Origin of the sequence: Streptoalloteichus tenebrarius (genome assembly GCF_024171885.1) — a bacterium.
Lineage (GTDB): Bacteria > Actinomycetota > Actinomycetes > Mycobacteriales > Pseudonocardiaceae > Streptoalloteichus > Streptoalloteichus tenebrarius.
On record NZ_JAMTCP010000007.1, the window covers coordinates 190,974 to 207,536 of the forward strand.

Annotated in this window: 13 protein-coding genes; 6 read left to right on the top strand and 7 right to left on the bottom strand. The window is 72.3% G+C overall.

Annotated features, from left to right (window positions below):
• The first annotated feature begins 63 nt into the window (after positions 1–63).
• On the top strand, positions 64–1,596 hold the full coding sequence (locus LX15_RS33060) for a glycosyltransferase (protein ID WP_253669211.1): 1,533 nt from the start codon (positions 64–66) through the stop codon (positions 1,594–1,596).
• A gap of 9 nt (positions 1,597–1,605) precedes the next feature.
• On the opposite strand, the gene LX15_RS09845 is transcribed toward LX15_RS33060, so the two are convergent.
• Positions 1,606–2,184, bottom strand: coding sequence for a DUF3995 domain-containing protein (locus tag LX15_RS09845; protein WP_253669212.1), 579 nt, complete (start codon positions 2,182–2,184; stop codon positions 1,606–1,608).
• Between the two features lie 87 nt (positions 2,185–2,271).
• Entirely contained in the window at positions 2,272–4,503 is a 2,232-nt protein-coding gene (recD2, locus tag LX15_RS09850; RefSeq protein ID WP_253669236.1) for an SF1B family DNA helicase RecD2, read from the bottom strand.
• A 491-nt stretch (positions 4,504–4,994) separates the two neighbouring features.
• On the opposite strand from recD2, the gene LX15_RS33500 reads away from it, so the two are divergent.
• The 3 genes from LX15_RS33500 to LX15_RS09860 all read left to right on the top strand — a co-directional run bounded on the left by LX15_RS33500 (position 4,995) and on the right by LX15_RS09860 (position 6,133).
• Positions 4,995–5,336, top strand: coding sequence for a DddA-like double-stranded DNA deaminase toxin (locus LX15_RS33500; RefSeq protein ID WP_372502552.1), 342 nt, complete (start codon positions 4,995–4,997; stop codon positions 5,334–5,336).
• The gene (locus tag LX15_RS09855; protein ID WP_253669213.1) at positions 5,324–5,623 is read left to right on the top strand and encodes an Imm1 family immunity protein; all 300 of its coding nucleotides are present in this window, start codon (positions 5,324–5,326) and stop codon (positions 5,621–5,623) included. Before LX15_RS33500 ends, LX15_RS09855 begins: the two co-directional genes overlap by 13 nt.
• A 303-nt stretch (positions 5,624–5,926) precedes the next feature.
• Positions 5,927–6,133 carry a DUF397 domain-containing protein gene (locus LX15_RS09860; protein WP_253669214.1) on the top strand — a complete coding sequence of 69 codons (207 nt, stop codon included), beginning with the start codon at positions 5,927–5,929 and terminating at the stop codon, positions 6,131–6,133.
• Positions 6,134–6,314: 181 nt separating this feature from the next.
• On the opposite strand, the gene LX15_RS09865 is transcribed toward LX15_RS09860, so the two are convergent.
• The 3 genes from LX15_RS09865 to LX15_RS09875 all read right to left on the bottom strand — a co-directional run bounded on the left by LX15_RS09865 (position 6,315) and on the right by LX15_RS09875 (position 11,957).
• The gene (locus tag LX15_RS09865) at positions 6,315–7,676 is read right to left on the bottom strand and encodes an SWIM zinc finger family protein (RefSeq protein ID WP_253669215.1); all 1,362 of its coding nucleotides are present in this window, start codon (positions 7,674–7,676) and stop codon (positions 6,315–6,317) included.
• Positions 7,673–10,561, bottom strand: a complete 2,889-nt coding sequence (locus LX15_RS09870) for an SCO1167/SCO6262 family helicase (protein ID WP_253669216.1) — start codon at positions 10,559–10,561, stop codon at positions 7,673–7,675. The genes LX15_RS09865 and LX15_RS09870 overlap by 4 nt, the downstream gene beginning before the upstream one ends.
• Before the next feature lie 214 nt (positions 10,562–10,775).
• The gene (locus tag LX15_RS09875; protein ID WP_253669217.1) at positions 10,776–11,957 is read right to left on the bottom strand and encodes an epoxide hydrolase family protein; all 1,182 of its coding nucleotides are present in this window, start codon (positions 11,955–11,957) and stop codon (positions 10,776–10,778) included.
• Positions 11,958–12,183: 226 nt separating this feature from the next.
• Here LX15_RS09875 and LX15_RS09880 point away from each other — a divergent pair, with 226 nt between their 5' ends.
• Positions 12,184–12,960, top strand: coding sequence for a TetR/AcrR family transcriptional regulator (locus LX15_RS09880; protein ID WP_253669218.1), 777 nt, complete (start codon positions 12,184–12,186; stop codon positions 12,958–12,960).
• A gap of 98 nt (positions 12,961–13,058) precedes the next feature.
• Here the strand turns inward: LX15_RS09880 and LX15_RS09885 are convergent, their stop codons facing one another.
• The gene (locus tag LX15_RS09885) at positions 13,059–13,721 is read right to left on the bottom strand and encodes a GntR family transcriptional regulator (protein ID WP_253669219.1); all 663 of its coding nucleotides are present in this window, start codon (positions 13,719–13,721) and stop codon (positions 13,059–13,061) included.
• 213 nt (positions 13,722–13,934) lie between these two features.
• Between LX15_RS09885 and LX15_RS09890 the strand changes: the two genes are divergently transcribed.
• Entirely contained in the window at positions 13,935–15,398 is a 1,464-nt protein-coding gene (locus LX15_RS09890) for an amino acid permease (RefSeq protein WP_253669220.1), read from the top strand.
• A gap of 236 nt (positions 15,399–15,634) precedes the next feature.
• Here LX15_RS09890 and LX15_RS09895 read toward each other — a convergent pair whose 3' ends face one another.
• Positions 15,635–16,555: a proline dehydrogenase family protein gene (locus LX15_RS09895; RefSeq protein WP_253669221.1), complete on the bottom strand. Its 921-nt coding sequence runs from the start codon at positions 16,553–16,555 to the stop codon at positions 15,635–15,637.
• Positions 16,556–16,563: the final 8 nt, after the last annotated feature.

Sequence of the window (16,563 nt, forward strand, 5' to 3'; positions counted from 1 at the left end):
GTGCCCGCGGGGTCCTCCGGCTCCCCTGTGTCCTTGGTGTTCCTCTGGTCCTCGGTGCCGTCGGTGACGTGGACGAGGCCGGCGGCGGCCATCCGGTCGAGCAGCTCCGCGGCCCGGGCGGCCGAGCCGTTGGCCAGGGCGGAGGCGGGCAGGGGGCGCGCCAGCCGGCAGACGCTGTTCGGGACGAACACGCAACCACGCAGCAGGGTGGCGAGAACCGATGCGACAGGGCCGGGCTCCCCCGCGAGGAACGACCGGACCGAGGGCAGGGACAGGAACACGAGCGGGTCGTCACCCGAGGCCGGCCACGCCGGCGGTCTGACGCACGTCGACCAGAAGACCAGCGCGGAGTCGATCCCGGCGCGGACGAGGAGACACATCTCCTCCCACAGCCCTAAGGTGGATCGTTCGGAAACTCGGCAGATCATCTCCTGGGCGGAAAGGGACGGCACCGTGCGCATCCTCTTCACCTTCGTCGGCGGCACCGGGCACTTCGCGCCGCTCACGCCGATCGCGCGCGCCGCCGAGGCCGCTGGCCACACCGTCGCCTTCACGGCGGAGCCCCCGATGGCGTCGCCGGTGCGGGAGGCGGGCTTCACCGTCTTCCCCGCCGGCGTCGGACGCGAGGGAGCACCGGAACGCCTTCCCCTGCTGGAGGTGGACCGGGAGCGGGAGGACAGGGTGGTCCGGGAGAACTTCGCCCGCCACCGGGCCGGCCGGCGGGCCTCCGCCCTGCTCCCGCTCTGCCAGGAGTGGCGGCCGGACCTCCTGGTCTGCGAGGAGATGGACTTCGGAGCCCTGGTCGCCGCCGAACGCCTCGGCATCCCCCACGCCAGGGTGCTCGTCATCGCCTCGGGATCGTTCGTGCGGACCGAGCTGGTCGCCGAGCCGCTGCACACGCTGCGCGCCGAGCACGGCCTGGCGCCCGACCCCGACCTCGCGATGCTGGAGCGGCACCTCGTGCTGGCCCCGTTCCCGCCCAGTTTCCGCCACCCCGCGTACCCACTGCCCGCGACGGCGCACGCGCTGCGCCCACACGTCCTCGACGAGAGCGCCACGCCGCCGGCCTGGCTGGACGACCTGGCGGACGCCCCGACCGTCTACCTCACCCTCGGCACGATCTTCAACATGGAGAGCGGCGACCTGTTCTCCCGCGCGATCACCGGCCTGCGCGAGCTGCCCGTCAACCTCGTCGTGACCGTCGGCCGGCACCTCGACCCCGCCGAGTTCGGCCCCCAGCCCGCCAACGTCCACATCGAACGGTTCGTCCCGCAGGCGGCGATCCTCCCCCGCTGCGCGGCGGTGGTCTCGCACGGCGGCTCCGGCAGCGTCATGGGCGCGCTCGCGCACGGCCTGCCGATGGTCCTGCTCCCCATGGGGGCCGACCAGCCGCACAACGCGGACCGGTGCGAGGACCTCGGGGTCGCGGAGGTGCTCGACGCCGTCGGCTCGACCCCGGAGACGATCAGGGACGCCGTCTCCCGCGTGTTGTCGCAGCCCTCCTACCGATGCGCCGCCGAACGCCTGCGGGACGAGATGGTCGCCCTCCCCGGCCCGGAGCACGCGGTGTCGCTCCTCGAACGCCTCGCCGCGTGAGTCCTGGCGTCAACGCCGGTCGCGGTGTTGACGGTCGCGGTGTTGACGGTCGCGGAGTTGGCGGGCACGGAGTTGGCGGCCGTGGAACACGGCGACGGGGAGCAGGACGACGGCACCGAGGAAGAAGTAGCCGTTGATGACCAGGGTCCTGACGTGGTCCGCTGTGGACAGGGTCGCGGGTCCGGTACCGGCGAACAGGCCGTCCGGGGTGATGCCGAGGATCATGGAGATGTTCTCGACCATGCCGGGAACCCCGCGTACGACCAGCAGGGCGCTGCCGCACAGCAGCGGGAGCCTCACCGTCCACTGTGGAATGTTCTGGCCCCAGGGTCGCACCGTGGCCACCACGCAGAACCCTCCGACGGCGGACATCACGGTGATCAGCCCGTCGTAGGCGAGGAACACCCACACCGGGCCGTCCGCGTCCGGCCCCATCGCGGCCTCGTAGTCGATCCCCATCCAGGCGTGCCAGACAAACGACACGACCATCCACGCGAACGCGGCGCGCGCCCACCGGACGGCGGCGGCGCTCGGCGGGGCGACCGGATTCCGGTGATGTTCCCTGGTGGTGGGCATGTCGGGGCGCATGCCACCCAGCCTTGCCGTACGGGCAGGCGGAATCCTCCCTCCGGCGCGTGACCTCGCTCCCCCGCGCGAGGGAGCCGACGACGCCGGTCAGGCGCTGGCGCGAAGCCGGTGCGCGAGCGCGGTGTGCCGACGACCCGAGCCCACCGTCCGGACCGCCTGCCCCAACGCCTTCTTGGACCCCACCAGGACGACCAGCTTCTTGGCGCGGGTCACCCCCGTGTACAGCAGGTTCCGTTGCAGCATCATCCACGCGCTGGTGGTCACCGGGATCACCACGCACGGGTACTCACTGCCCTGCGAGCGGTGGATCGTCAACGCGTAGGCGTGCACCAGCTCGTCGAGTTCGAGGAAGTCGTAGTCGACGTCCTCGTCCTCGTCGGTCCGCACGGTCAGGGTCTGCGCCTCCAGGTCGAGCGCCGTGACCACGCCCTGCGTCCCGTTGAACACCCCGTTGGCGCCCTTGTCGTAGTTGTTGCGGATCTGGGTCACCTTGTCCCCGACCCGGAACACCCGGCCACCCACCCGCCGTTCCGGCGCGCCCTCCCGCGCGGGCGTGAGTTCCTGCTGGAGAAGCTGGTTCAGCATCCCGGCGCCGGCGGGACCGCGGTGCATCGGCGCCAGCACCTGCACATCGCGTCGGGGGTTGAGGCCGAACTTGCGGGGGATCCGCCGGCACACCACGTCGACCAGCAGCGCGGCGGTCTGCTCCGCGTCGTCGACGGAGAACAGGAAGAAGTCGGTCATGCCGTGCAGGAGGGGGTAGTCGCCGGCGTTGATCCGGTGGGCGTTGGTGACCACTCCGGACTCGGCGGCCTGCCGGAACACCTGGGTCAGCCGCACGTGCGGCACCGGGGTGCCCTCGGCCAGCAGATCGCGCAGCACCTCACCCGGCCCCACCGACGGCAACTGGTCCACGTCGCCCACCAACAGCAGGTGCGCGCCCGGCGCGACGGCCTTGAACAGCTTGTTGGCCAACAGCAGGTCGAGCATGGACACCTCGTCCACCACGACCAGGTCGGCGTCCAACGGGTTGTCCCGGTCGTAGGCGGCGTCCCCGCCCGGCTGGAGCCGCAGCAACCGGTGCACCGTCGCCGCCTCGTGCCCGGTCAGCTCCGCCAACCGCTTGGCCGCCCGGCCCGTCGGCGCGGCCAGCACCACCTTCGCCTTCTTGGCCCTGGCCAACGCGACGATCGAGCGCACCGTGAAGCTCTTGCCGCAGCCGGGGCCACCGGTCAGCACCGCCACCTTGCGGGTCAGCGCCAACCGCACCGCCTCCTGCTGGGCCGGCGCGAGGTCGGCGCCGACGGTGCGGCGCAGCCACGCGAACGCCCGGTCCCAGTCCACGTCGGCGAACGCCGGCATCCGGTCCGCCGGGGTGTCCAGCAGCCGCCGCGCCTGGTTGGCCAGGGCGATCTCGGCCCGGTGGAACGGCACGAGGTAGATCGCCGCCTCCGGCTCGGCCGGGTCGGGGCCGGGCAGCTCCTCCCGCACCACGCCCTCCTCGGCCACCAGCTCGGCGAGGCACTCGATCACCGCGCCCGCGTCGACCTGGAGGATCTTGATCGCCTCCGCGACCAGGCTCTGCTCCGGCAGGTAACAGTGGCCGTCGCCGGTCGCCTCGGACAGGGTGAACAACAGCCCGGCCTTGATGCGCTGCGGGGAGTCGTGCGGGATGCCGACGGCCCTGGCGATGGTGTCGGCGGTCTTGAACCCGATGCCCCAGACGTCGGTGGCCAGCCGGTAGGGCTCGTCCCGCACCACGCGGATCGCGTCGTCGGCGTACTGCTTGTAGATCTTCACGGCGAGCGAGGTGGAGACCCCCACGCCCTGGAGGAAGACCATGACCTCCTTGATCGCCTTCTGCTCCTCCCACGCGTCGGCGATCATCTTGGTGCGCTTGGGGCCGAGCTTGGGCACCTCGACCAGCCGCTCCGGGGTCTGCTCGATCACGTCCAGCGCGGCGACCCCGAAGTGCCGCACGATCTTCTCGGCCAGCTTCGGCCCGATCCCCTTGATCAACCCCGAGCCCAGGTACCGCTGGATGCCCTGCACGGTCGCGGGGAGGACGGTCGTGTAGTCCTCGACGTGGAACTGCCTGCCGTACTGCGGGTGCGACCCCCACCGGCCGCGCATCCGCAGCGACTCGCCGGGCTGCGCGCCCAACAACGCGCCGACCACGGTCACCAGCTCGCCCCGGCCGGCGTCCACGCGCGCGACGGTGTAGCCGGTCTCCTCGTTGGCGAAGGTGATCCGCTCCAGGGACCCCTCCAGCACCGAACCCCGGAACGTCCCGTCGCCCCGCTCCGCGCCAGCACGCATCGTCACCCGCACAGAGTTACCACGAGGTCTGACAATCGCCGGAAACGCACACGAGTCGGAGCGACCCACACCGGCCACCCCACCAGGACCCCCTGGTCAGCGACCTTCTCCCCCACCTCAACGCAGCCCCCACCCGCCCTGGGGGGCGAGCCCCGCTCCAGCCTATCCGCCCCGCACCACCCGCCGCCCGAGAAAAGTGGAGCCTGTGGATAACTGCCCGGCCGCAGCCCAAAAGACACCCGACTGTTGGCTTAGCACGGGCTCTATCCCTCCAGCCTGTGGATAACTGGCGCGCCCCGACCCCGCGATGCGGTATCCTGCGCACCCCTCGCGCCAGTGATGCCCGACTTCCTCCACAGCGCGACCGCCCCAACGAGGCACGAACACCACCCGCCGCGCAGCCCGAGCACGTGTCGACCCTGAATCCGGCCCTGGCCGCTGACGACACCGGCCGGGGAGACTGTGAGCCCGAAGCCGCAACTGTGGGGGCGATGTCGGCGGGCCACCTGGACCAACTCCGCTCCAAGTCACCCCCGCCAGTCGTTCGCCGGAGTGGTCAGAAGACGCATGGGCGGTGGATCGGGCCGGACGATGCGGTCCACCGGATCGTGAGTGGCGTCGACGACATGACGCCACCTGTCAATGACGTTCTACAGGCCTTGGGATGCCCACTGCTGCCGGCCTTGCGAGACAAGAGAATTCGACATGCCACCGTTGTCATCAACAACACGCCATGTACCGGCCACAAGGCTGCGACACCCTGTTACCGGTGCTGCTCCCCCAACAACTACAGACGGACCTTTGCGGGAGGATCAGCACCGTGGGGGCGCTGAAGGTTTGGTACGACGAACACCCTCTGGTCATCCGCACGTCCGGTGAGCTTGACTCCTTTCTGGACCGCATGAAGCGCGATACGGCCGACGGCCCTGTGCCGCCCATGGCCGAGATGTCCACCCACGGGCCGAGCGGCTGGGCGCTCGCCCAACTCGGCATCAACGCGACGCGCCGGGGGTTCTTCGCCTACGCGGACCCCGGTGGATCAACCGTGACCTTCAACGGCGACAACGACGACGCGACTGGGACGCGATCGACGTGTGTCCACTGGCAACCCGTCAAGTGACCCGAAGGTGAGCCCGGCCGCCCCGCGAACGGACCACCACCGTGGAGGCGAAGCGCCGATACGAATCACGCAGGCCGCCAACCCGGGAAGCCCCGACACATCCGACGATCGGGTCGCTGTCACGAGCCGCCGCCCCGGCTCACTGTCGTTCCCCCGGTCGGCGGCGACGAAGGGTCCCTGCGTAGGACGCCAAGTCGTCATATTGCGCGACATTCGTGTCACCCGTTTGTCAGGAACGTATGACTTCCCTGTTCAGTAGCCTCCTGCTGATCAGGTGGTGTTCCACACGGAAGGGGGGCCAGCATGGTTCCGGACCTCGCCGGCGCGGTCTGGCGCAAGAGCCGTCGCAGCAACGGGGGAGGTGGCGCCTGCGTCGAGGTCGCCGCCACCCTGGGCAGGGCGGCCGTGCGCGACTCGAAGAACCCGGCCGGTCCGGTGCTGGTGTTCACGCCACGCGCGTTCAGCGCGTTCGTGGGAGCCGTGCGGTCAGGGCGGATCAACCAGGGTTGAGCGCAGCCGGCCAGGACCGGGTACGGGCGTCACCCATACCCCCGGGTCGCACGAGCGAGAAGTCGGGGCACACGCGCCATAAATCGTCCAGTTTGGACGGACAACCGGGTGGGGCGTCGAGGGCGACGCCCCACCCGGTCTCACCTCACCGTCCACAGAGGACTTGGGCTGCGCCCGGCGGTCACTCGGCGTCCAGCTCCGCCAGGGCCGCGACCGGGTCGCGTCTGGCCGGCGCGGCCGGCCACCAGTCGCCGGACTCCCGGCGGTACGGGTGCCACCGGCCGTCCCTGCCGTAGCGGAGCTGGAGCCCGAGCTTGTCCAGGGTCCACCGGTTCCGCCAGACCCGGACGCCGCCGGTGTCACCCGCGTCGCCGCCGTCAACACCGTCAACACCGTCACTGCCGTCCCTGGTCAGCCGACCGACGACGGCACGCGCACGGGCCACGACCTCCTTCGGCGGCGCCCACGCCACCTCCAACGTGTCCAGACCCGCCGGACCGCCGTACTCCCACGCGCGGGCCGCGCGGTCCAGCTCGGCTCCCCGACCGCTCGCGCGCCGGAGCCGGTCGAGCACGGCGGGGTCGCGGTGCGTGGCGGCCAGCCGCACGGTGTCCTGCCACAGGTCCAGCGGCGCCGGCGTCCCCACCGCGTCGTCCCCGACGCCACGCTCCAGCTCGCGCAGCAGTTCCCGTGCGCGCAGCGCCGCGTCGGCGACGAGCACCGCCAGCCCGGCCGGGTCGATGTCCGGCGCGGGCGGGACGGACAGCGGGGTCGCCGGAGGCGGCGGCGTGGTGGGCGGCTCGGGCAACGGCGGCACGTCCCGCTGGTACGCCTCGCGCGCGGAAGCGCCCGCGGGAGCACCCGTCGGCGTCGCGGGGTCCTCCACGACGGCCAGGTCGACGGGCGCGGGCACGAGTTGGGCCTCGCCCCGCGCCGCGTTGCGACGCTGGAGGTCGTCGAGCAGCTCCCGCTCGCCCCGCCCGCGCATCAGCAACAGCACGAACGGGTCGGCGTCGAGCAGCCAGGACACCTGGTAGCACAGCGCCGCCGCGTGCCGGCAGGGAAGCTCCCAGTCCGGGCAGTCGCACTCCGGCTCCAGGTCGCCGATGCCGGGCAGCAGCCGCACGCCCGCGTCCTCGGCCGCCCGCACGAGGTCGTGCGGCATGTCCCTGTCGAGCAGCGCCGCGAGGTGGCCCGCCCTGGCCGCGACCCGGTCCAGGAACCGGTCCCACTCGACGTCGCCGAGCTGGTCGAGGAAGACCGCAGTCCGGTACGAGGTGTCGTCCTCGTGGTCGTGGACGGTCGCGCCGATCCGGCCAGGGCTGACCGTGATCGGGCCGACCTGTCCGCTGTGGGCGTGCTTCCTGCCCTGCTTCAACGGCCGCTGGTCGAGCGCGGTGTCCTCCAAGGCGGTGATCCACGCGTTGCCCCACCAGGACCGCGCGAAGCGCCCCGGCCGGCGACGGCTCGCGGGGAAGGCGGGGAAGCCGCGCACGCGGTCTCGGACGCGGTCGCGGTCGTCCCAGTCCTGTCGTGGTGTCATCGCGCGCTCCTCAGCTCGACCAGGGTCGCCAGCTCGGCGTCGGACAGTTCGGTCAGCTCGGTCAGGACCGCCTCGTCGCCGTCCTCCTGGCGCCCGAGCACGGCGTCGGCCAGTTCGCGCTTGGTGCGCAGCATCGCGGCGATGCGGTCCTCGACCGTGCCCTCGGCGACCAGCTTGTGCACCTGCACCGGCCGGGTCTGGCCGATCCGGTAGGCGCGGTCGGTCGCCTGCTCCTCCACGGCGGGGTTCCACCACCGGTCGTAGTGGATCACGTGGTCGGCGCGGGTGAGGTTGAGGCCGGTGCCGGCGGCCTTGAGGGACAGCAGGAAGATCGGCGCGGGGCCGTCCTCCCCGCCGTCGCCGTCCTGGAAGCGCCGCACCATCTCCTCCCGGGCGGCGACCGGGGTGCCGCCGTGCAGCAGCAGGGTGGGCAGGCCCCGGCCCCGCAGGTGCCGGTCGAGCAGCCGGGCCATGCTCACGTACTGGGTGAAGACCAGCACCGCGCCGTCCTCGGCGACGATCGTGTCCACCAGCTCGTCGAGCAGGTCGAGCTTGCCGGAGCGACCGGCCAGGCGGGGCCGGGTCTCCTTCAGGTACTGCGCGGGGTGGTTGCAGATCTGCTTCAGCGCGGTGAGCAGCCGGACGATCTGGCCGCGCCGGGCCATGCCGGTGCTCGTCCTGACCTCGGCCATGATCTCGCGCACGACCGCCTCGTACAGGCCGGCCTGCTCGGGGGTGAGCGCGACGGGCCGCTCGGTCTCGGTCTTGGGCGGCAGCTCGGGCGCGATGCCCGGATCGGACTTGCGCCGCCGCAGCAGGAAGGGGCGCACCAACTTGGACAGCCGCTCGGCGGTCGCCCGCGCCGTCGCCTCGTCCCCGCCCTCGATGGGCTTGGCCCAGCGGGAGCGGAACGCGGTGAGCGAGCCGAGCAGGCCCGGCGTGGTCCAGTCGAGGATCGCCCACAGTTCGGAGAGGTTGTTCTCGACGGGCGTTCCGGTGAGGGCGACGCGCGCCGCGGCCGGGATGCGCCGCAGCGCCCTGGCCGTGCCGGAGCGGGCGTTCTTGACGTGCTGCGCCTCGTCGGCGACGAGCAGTCCCCAGTGGACGGTCCCGAGCCTCTCGGCGTCCAGTCGCATCGTGCCGTAGGTGGTCAGGACGAAGCCGTCCTCGACCCCCTCCACCGACCGCCCCTGGCCGTGGAAGCGGCGCACGGTCGTCCCCGGCGCGAACCGCCGGATCTCCCGTTCCCAGTTGCCCAGCAGCGAGGCCGGGCAGACGACGAGGGTGGGGCCGGCGGTATCGGCGCTCTCCTGCCGGCGCAGGTGCAGCGCGATCAGGGTGATCGTCTTGCCGAGGCCCATGTCGTCGGCCAGGCAGCCACCGAGGCCCAGCGAGGTCATGGTGGACAGCCAGCGCAGCCCGCGGAGCTGGTAGTCGCGCAGGGTCGCGGCGAGCGCCGCCGGCGGGCGCTCGTCGGCCGGCCGACCGGTCTCCTGGAGGGCGGCGATCCGGTCCCGCAGCGCCGAGAGCCACCCGGTCGCGCTGACCTCGACCTGTTCGCCGTCGACCTCGGTGGAGCCGGTCAGCGCGACGCCGAGCGCGTCGATCGCGGTCAGCGGCTTCATCGCCCGCTCCCGCGCCTTCCTGACCAGGGACGGGTCGACCAGCAGCCACTGGTCGCGCAGCCGGACGACCGGGCGGCTCGCCTCGGCGAGGCGGTCCATCTCGGCGGCGGTCAGGGGGTGGCCGCCGAGGGCGAGCTGCCAGTCGAAGCGCAGCAGCTCGCCGCCGCCGAGCAGGGACGGCAGGTCGCTGGGCGCGACGCGGTCGTCGGAGCCCACCACGACCCTGGCGGTCAGGTCGCGGACCAGCTCCTTGGGCCAGCGCACCTCCACGCCGGCCGCCGCCAGCCGGGCGGCCCCGTCGACGAGCAGGTCCTGGACCTCGTCGTCGTCGAGCGCCAGCTCGTCCGGCGCGGCGCGGTCCAGCAACCGCTCCAACGGCGGCCACACGCGCGCGGCCCGTCGCACGGCGAGGACGGCGTCGACCCTGGCCCGGGGGCCGAACCGGTGCTCGGCCTCGCCCCACAGGTCCCCGGCGTCGGCGACGAGCGCGGGATCGGCCAGGCTGTGCGCCTGCACCACCGCGCGGACGCCGCTCGCCCCGCCCGCCTCCCACGCCTCGATCCCGCCGGGGATCTCCAGGCGCAACGAGATCCGCACGCCGGAGTCGACGCCGGCCGCCAGTTCCTCGGCCCATCCGCGCAGGTGGGGCACGCGTTGCGGGGCGAGGACCGCGAACGCGGCCGTGCCGGCGGCGTGGGCGGCGGCCGGGGTCCTGGTCATCCCGTCCGCGACCGCGTCGAGGAACGCCCGCACCACCACCTGCGGGTCGGGCAGGAGGAAGTCCTCGCCCCCTCGGGCGGCCACGGGCACCGCGCGGGCCGTGGCGGGCATGGCGGCGGCGAGCTGCCGCAGGCGCGTGACGTCCTCCGCCGCGAGCGGGCCGACCCGCCAGGCGTCGAAGTCCCCCGAGGAGACGCCGGGCAGCAGCCGACCACCGGCGACGAGCCGCAGGGCCTCCACCGCCACCGCGCCCCAGAACGCCGCGGCCGGGTGCGCGCCGGGGGCGCGCCGCGCCCGGGACACCAGGGGGAGCGCGTCGGCCACCGGCAGCCGCAGGGCGGGGACGGTGCGGGAGGCGACGCCGCCGTCCTCCTCCGGCACGACGACGGTCAGCTCCCCCGGCTCTCCGACGTCCTCGGGCAGCCCGCCCCCGTCGGGGTCCCAGAAGGCCAACCGGCCCGTCCTGGGTGGGTCACCCGCCTCGAACACGACCGCGCACCGCGCGAGCCTTCCCGCCGCCTCACCCGAAACCCGTGTCATACCGTCCTTTCCCACCCTCGATGCCCGCTGGTGTCGATCATGTCGACACCGCCGGTCCCCGCCCGTGTCACACCACGGGGGCGGCGCCGGGCGCGTCCCGCCGGCGCCGCCCCTGACGTCCCCGTGGGCGCGCTGTGCAACCCGGCGGGGAACTCCCCCTATTCCCGACCGGGGGGATGGTCTCCCCCGCGCCGCCAAGATCTGTCCACAGTGGTCAGTTCCGGCCGTCGCGCACGAGCCGGAAGAAGGCCCGCACATCATCCACGAAGAGGTCGGGTTGCTCGGTCGCCGCGAACGTGCCTCCCCGGTCGAACTCCGTCCACCGCAGGATGTTGTGGTTGTCCCGCTCGGCGAACCGGCGCATCGGCCTGATGATGTCCCTGGGGAACACCGCGACCCCGGTGGGCACGGTGGACGGGCGGATCTCGGTCGGCACGTCCACCTCCTCGGCCGTGTCCGGCGTCTCCACGAACGAGCGGGCGCTGGAGCCGGCCGTGTTGGTCAGCCAGTAGAGCATGACGGTGGTGAGGATGCGGTCCCGGTCGATGGCGTCCTCGGGGGTGTCGCCGCAGTCGGTCCACTCCTTCACCACGCTGACGATCCACGCGAGCTGGCCGACCGGGGAGTCGGTGAGGGCGTAGGCCAACGCCTGCGGGCGCGTCGACTGGATCTTCTTGTAGCCGTACAGCTCCTCCATGTAGTACTCGGCGCGGCGCAGCCACTCCGCCTCGTCCTCGGTCAGGTCGGCCAGTTCCGCGGGGTCGCCCGACGGGAACGTGACGAGACCGTTGGTGTGGACGCCCACGACGTGCTCCTGGTCGGTCATGCCCAGCTCGCGGGAGATCCACGAGCCCCAGTCGCCGCCCTGCGCGCCGTAGCGCTCGTACCCGAGCCGGCGCATCAGCTCACGCCACGCCCTGGCCACCCGGGTGCTGCCCCATCCCAGCTCCCGCGTGGGACCCGACAGGCCGTACCCGGGCAGGGAGGGGATGACGAGGTGGAAGGCGTCGGCCGGGTCGCCGCCGTGCGCGCGGGGGTTGGTGAGCGGGCCGATGACGTCGAGGTACTCCGCGACGGAGCTGGGCCAGCCGTGCGAGACGACCAACGGCAGGGCGTCGGGCTCCGGCGAGCGGACGTGCAGGAAGTGGATCTTCTGGCCGTCGATCTCGGTCGTGAACTGCGGGTGCTGGTTGAGGGCCGCCTCGTGTCGGCGCCAGTCGTAGCTGGTGCGCCAGTACTCGGCCAGGTCCCTGAGGTAGCCGAGCGGCGCTCCGTGGCTCCAGCCGACGCCGGGCAGCTCGTCGGGCCAGCGGGTGCGGGCGAGCCGGTCCCTCAGGTCGGCGAGGTCGGCCTCGGGGACGTCGAGGCGGAAGGGCCGGATCTCGGTGTTCGTCATCCTCTTCTTCCTGCTCCCTCAGCGGTGGGGGTGGAACGGACGCGACATCCGACCGGCGACGGCCTGGCGGGCCGGCCGGACGGGGGTGGAGGAACGGGGGGCGTGGGCGCGCGAGAGCGCGTCTGACCTGCTCGGTTCGGGGTTCGCCGTGTGGCGTGAACTGCGGCATATTGCACCGTGCGGTGTACCGTACCACGTACGGTACGGCGTGCGCTAGTGTCGGCCCATGGTCGAGTACAGCGGCACCGGCGACCCCGCCCGCAGCCTGGCGCTGCTGTGGCGGACCCGCGAGCGGACCAGCAGGAAGGGCAGGCCGGACCTGAGCGTGGACCGCATCGTGCGGACCGCGATCGAGATCGCCGACGCCGAGGGGCTGGGCGCGCTGGCCATGCGGCGGATCGCCGAGCGGCTCGGCGTCGGCACCATGACCCTGTACACCTACGTGCCCGGCAAGGGCGAGCTGCTCGACGTCATGCTGGACACGGTCAACGGCGAGGTGGCCATGCCCGAGGACGTGCCGGGCGGCTGGCGGGGCCGGCTGGAGCACGTGGCCAGGGAGAACTGGGCGCTGTACCAGCGGCACCCGTGGATGTTGCAGGTCGCGACGATCCGCCCCGTGCTCGGGCCGAACCTCATGGCCAAGTACGACTACGAGCTGCGCGCGGTCGACGGGATCGGTCTGACCGAGATCGAGATGGACTCGGTGCTCAGCCTGGTGCTCGGGTTCGTCACGAGCGCGGTGCGCGGCGCGCTGGAGGCGTCCCAGGCCGAGCAGAGCACCGGCATGACCGACGAGCAGTGGTGGGGGGCCTACGCCCCGCTGCTGAGCCGCGTGCTCGACCCGAACCGCTTCCCCACCGCGTCGCGCGTGGGGTCGGCGGCCGGCGCGGCGTACGGAGCGGCCCACGACCCGGCGCACGGCTTCGAGTTCGGGCTCCAGCGCGTGCTCGACGGGATCGAGACCTTCGTCAACGCGCGCGCCGCCGAGCTGGGCTCCGACTGATCGACTTCGTCCCGAGGGACACACGAGGGACACACGAGGGGCGTGCGAGGAGCGCGCGAGAGGACCGCGAGGGACACGCGCCGCGAACGGCGCGCGCCTCAGGCGTCCGGCGTGAGGACGTCGTGCGTGTAGACGAGGTGCTCGTGCATCAGCTCGCGCGCGCGGTCGGAGTCCCCGGCGAGCAACGCGTCGAGCAGGCCGGCGTGCTGGTCGGCCGACTCCCGCAGGCCACCGCCCTGGGCGAGCTGACCGGCGCCGTAGAGGCGGGTCTGGTCCCGCAGCAACCCCACCAGCTCGACCAGCCGGCGGTTGCCGGCCATCGCCAGCAACGTCAGGTGGAAGTCGCGGTCGGCCTCCAGGAAGGTCGGCAGGTCGCCCTGGTCGGCCGCGCGCTGCATGGTGGTCACCAGCTCGCGCAGGCGGGGCACCTCGGCCTCTGGGACGCGCCCGGCCACCCTGATCAGCGCGGGGACCTCCAGCAGCTCCCTGATCTCGTAGATCTCCGCGATGTCGGCGTCGGCCAGCTCGACCACGCGATAGCCCCGGTTGCGGACCGGTTCGAGCAGCCCCTCCCTGACCAGCTCCAGCATGGCCTCGCGCACCGGCGTCACCGAGACGCCGAGCTGGGCCGCGAGCTGCAACGCGGAGTAGATCCGGCCCGGGCGGATCTCGCCGGTGACCACGGCGGTCCTGATCATCCGGTGCGCCTGCTCGCGCAGGCTGCTCACGCTGAGTCGCTCGCTGGAGGTCAGGTTCACCATCCGCGGTCACACTCCGCTACTCGTCCACGTGGGCGCCCATGGTCGCACACGCCGAGACCGCATCGTGTCGGAACCGCCGGTCGACCGTTCTTGTGTTGTACCTAACACCTCAATTAGGGTCCCCGCTCATCCGGCCGCCCTGGTCGGTTCGACCGCACCCGGCAGGTCCGTCCAGCGGGCGGGCGTGCCGCCAACCGGAGGAGGTTCCACCTCATGACCGCATCCCCACCCACCCTGCGCGAGGGACGCGGGGTCCTCCGGCGCAAGCCGGTGGAACACATCGCGTCCGAGGGCGAGGGCGACCTCAAGCGGTCGCTGGGGCTGTGGCAGCTCACCGCGATCGGCATCGGCGGCATCATCGGCGCCGGCATCTTCTCACTCGCCGGAGCGGTCGCCAACAAAACCGCCGGCCCCGCCGTGCTCATCTCGTTCCTGGTCGCCGGCATCGCCAGCGCCGCGGCGGCCTTCGCCTACGCCGAGTTCGCCGGCCTCATCCCCAAGGCCGGCTCCGCCTACACCTACGGCTACGCCGTCCTCGGCGAGATCGTCGGCTGGTTCATCGGCTGGGACCTGCTGCTGGAATACATCGCCATCGTCGCCGTCGTCGCCATCGGCATCTCCGGGTACTTCGCCTACGTCCTCGACAACATCGGCATCAACCTCCCCGCGTGGATGCTCGGCGCGCCCGGCACGGGCCAGGACCACAAGGTCGACCTGTTCGCGGCCCTGTTGTGCCTGCTCATCGCGTTCGTCCTCAACCAGGGCATGAAGAACGCCGCGAAGTTCGAGACGGTCCTGGTGTGGCTGAAGGTCGGCCTGGTGCTGCTGGTGATCATCGTCGGCTTCTTCCACATCAACACCAACAACTACACGCCGTTCTTCCCGTTCGGCTTCGGCGGCGCGATCACCGGCGCGGCCACCGTGTTCTTCGCCGTCTTCGGCTACGACGCCATGAGCACCGCCGCCGAGGAATCCAAGGACGCCCAGAAGCACATGCCCAAGGCCATCGTGCTGTCCCTGGCCATCTCCATGGTCCTCTACGTCCTGGCCTGCCTGGTGCTGACCGGCATGGTCAACTTCAAGGACGTGGACAACGAGAGCGCCTTCGCCAGCGCGTTCGCCTCGGTGGGCCTGCCGGCCCTCGGCACCGTCATCGCCGTGGGCGCGATCGTCGGCATCCTGACGGTGATGTTCACGTTCATGCTCGGCGTGACCCGCGTGTGGTTCTCGATGAGCCGCGACGGCCTGCTGCCCAAGTGGTTCGCCAAGACCCACCCCGTGCGCAAGGTCCCCAGCCGGATCACGTGGATCGCCGGTGGCGCGTCCGCCCTCATCGCCGGCTTCCTGCCGATCGCCGAGGCCGCCGAGCTGACCAACATCGGCATCCTGCTCGCGTTCGTGGTCGTCTGCGCGGCGGTCATCGTGCTCCGCTACCGCCGCCCCGAGCTGCCCCGCACGTTCCGTTGCCCCGGCATGCCCGTGGTCCCGCTGCTCGGCATCGGCTTCTCGCTGTGGCTGATCACCTTCCTCACGCCGACGACCTGGATCCGGTTCGCCGTGTGGTTCGGCATCGGCCTCGTGGTCTACCTCGGCTACGGCTACCGCAAGTCCAACCTCAACCGGCCGAACGGCGCCGAGGGCGCGGCCGAGGTGGACGTGCCGGAACCGACGAAGTAGCGGGAGCCGGGGTCCGACGGGGTCTTCCGCCCGGATGGGAGGGGCGCGGACGACCACCGTGGACACCCACGGTCCCGCGAACGCCGAGGGGCGGGTCGCGCAACGCGACCCGCCCCTCGGCGTCATCAGGACCAGGAGGTCCGACCCGGTGGTCATGACCTGGTGATCACGACCTGGTGGTCCTGACCTGGTGACCATGAACTGGTGATCACGACCTGGTGGTCACGATCTGGTGATCACGACCGGGACAGCATCGCCCGGCCCAACAGCACCAGGTTCGCCGGCCGCTCGGCCAGCCGGCGGCAGGTGTAGCGGTACCAGTCGGGGCCGTAGGGCAGGTAGACCCGCACCCGGTGCCCCGCGTTCGCGAGCCGGCGCTGCTCGTCGGTCCGGACGCCGAAGAGCATCTGGAACTCCCAGTCGTCCCGACCCAGGCCGTGCTTCCTGGCCAGCGCCGCCGCGCCCGCGACCAGGCGTGGGTCGTGCGTGGCGACCATCGGATAGGCGCCACCCTCCATCAACACGCCGAGGCAGCGCAGGTAGGCGTCGTTGACGTCCGCACCGTTGGTCCTGGCCACGGCCGCCGGCTCGTGGTAGGCGCCCTTGCACAGCCGGATGCGGCTGCCCGGCTCGGCGAACGCGCGGCAGTCGCCCTCGGTCCGGTGCAGCATCGCCTGGAGGACGCCGCCCGTGCGCGGGTAGTCCTCCCGCAGCGCGCGCAGGACCCGCAGCGTGTCGTCGGTCGTGGAGCTGTCCTCCATGTCGACCGTGACCGTCGTGCCGGCCTCCTCGGCCGCCGCGCAGATCAGCCGGGTCTGCTCCTCGGCGACGCCCCAGTCCAGCTCGGAGCCCAGCGCCGACAGCTTGACCGAGACCTCGACGTGGTCGGCCAGGCCCGCGTCGGCCACCTTGCCCAGCAGCGCGACGTACTGCCGTGCCGTCTCCTCGGCGGCCCGCGCGTCGCGGCACGCCTCGCCGAGCTGGTCGATCGTCGCGTACCGGCCCTCGTCGGCCAGCCTCCTGGCCGCCCTGATCACGTCGTCGGCGGTCGCGCCGGCCACGAACCGGTCCACGGCCGGCCGCAGCAGGCGGTTGCGCCCGACCATCCGCTCCAGGCGGTCGCTGCGCGCCGCCGCCTGCAACATCGTCCTCAGCATCGGCCGGC

What these genes read in the sequence shown, in the direction of transcription:
- LX15_RS09845 (WP_253669212.1), bottom strand. Translation starts at nt 2,184, where the DNA reads ATGCGCCCCGACATGCCCACCACCAGGGAACATCACCGGAATCCGGTC.
- recD2 (WP_253669236.1), bottom strand. Translation starts at nt 4,503, where the DNA reads ATGCGTGCTGGCGCGGAGCGGGGCGACGGGACGTTCCGGGGTTCGGTG.
- LX15_RS33500 (WP_372502552.1), top strand. Translation starts at nt 4,995, where the DNA reads ATGTCGGCGGGCCACCTGGACCAACTCCGCTCCAAGTCACCCCCGCCA.
- LX15_RS09860 (WP_253669214.1), top strand. Translation starts at nt 5,927, where the DNA reads ATGGTTCCGGACCTCGCCGGCGCGGTCTGGCGCAAGAGCCGTCGCAGC.
- LX15_RS09865 (WP_253669215.1), bottom strand. Translation starts at nt 7,676, where the DNA reads ATGACACCACGACAGGACTGGGACGACCGCGACCGCGTCCGAGACCGC.
- LX15_RS09870 (WP_253669216.1), bottom strand. Translation starts at nt 10,561, where the DNA reads ATGACACGGGTTTCGGGTGAGGCGGCGGGAAGGCTCGCGCGGTGCGCG.
- LX15_RS09875 (WP_253669217.1), bottom strand. Translation starts at nt 11,957, where the DNA reads ATGACGAACACCGAGATCCGGCCCTTCCGCCTCGACGTCCCCGAGGCC.
- LX15_RS09880 (WP_253669218.1), top strand. Translation starts at nt 12,184, where the DNA reads ATGGTCGAGTACAGCGGCACCGGCGACCCCGCCCGCAGCCTGGCGCTG.
- LX15_RS09885 (WP_253669219.1), bottom strand. Translation starts at nt 13,721, where the DNA reads ATGGTGAACCTGACCTCCAGCGAGCGACTCAGCGTGAGCAGCCTGCGC.
- LX15_RS09890 (WP_253669220.1), top strand. Translation starts at nt 13,935, where the DNA reads ATGACCGCATCCCCACCCACCCTGCGCGAGGGACGCGGGGTCCTCCGG.
- LX15_RS09895 (WP_253669221.1), bottom strand. Translation starts at nt 16,555, where the DNA reads ATGCTGAGGACGATGTTGCAGGCGGCGGCGCGCAGCGACCGCCTGGAG.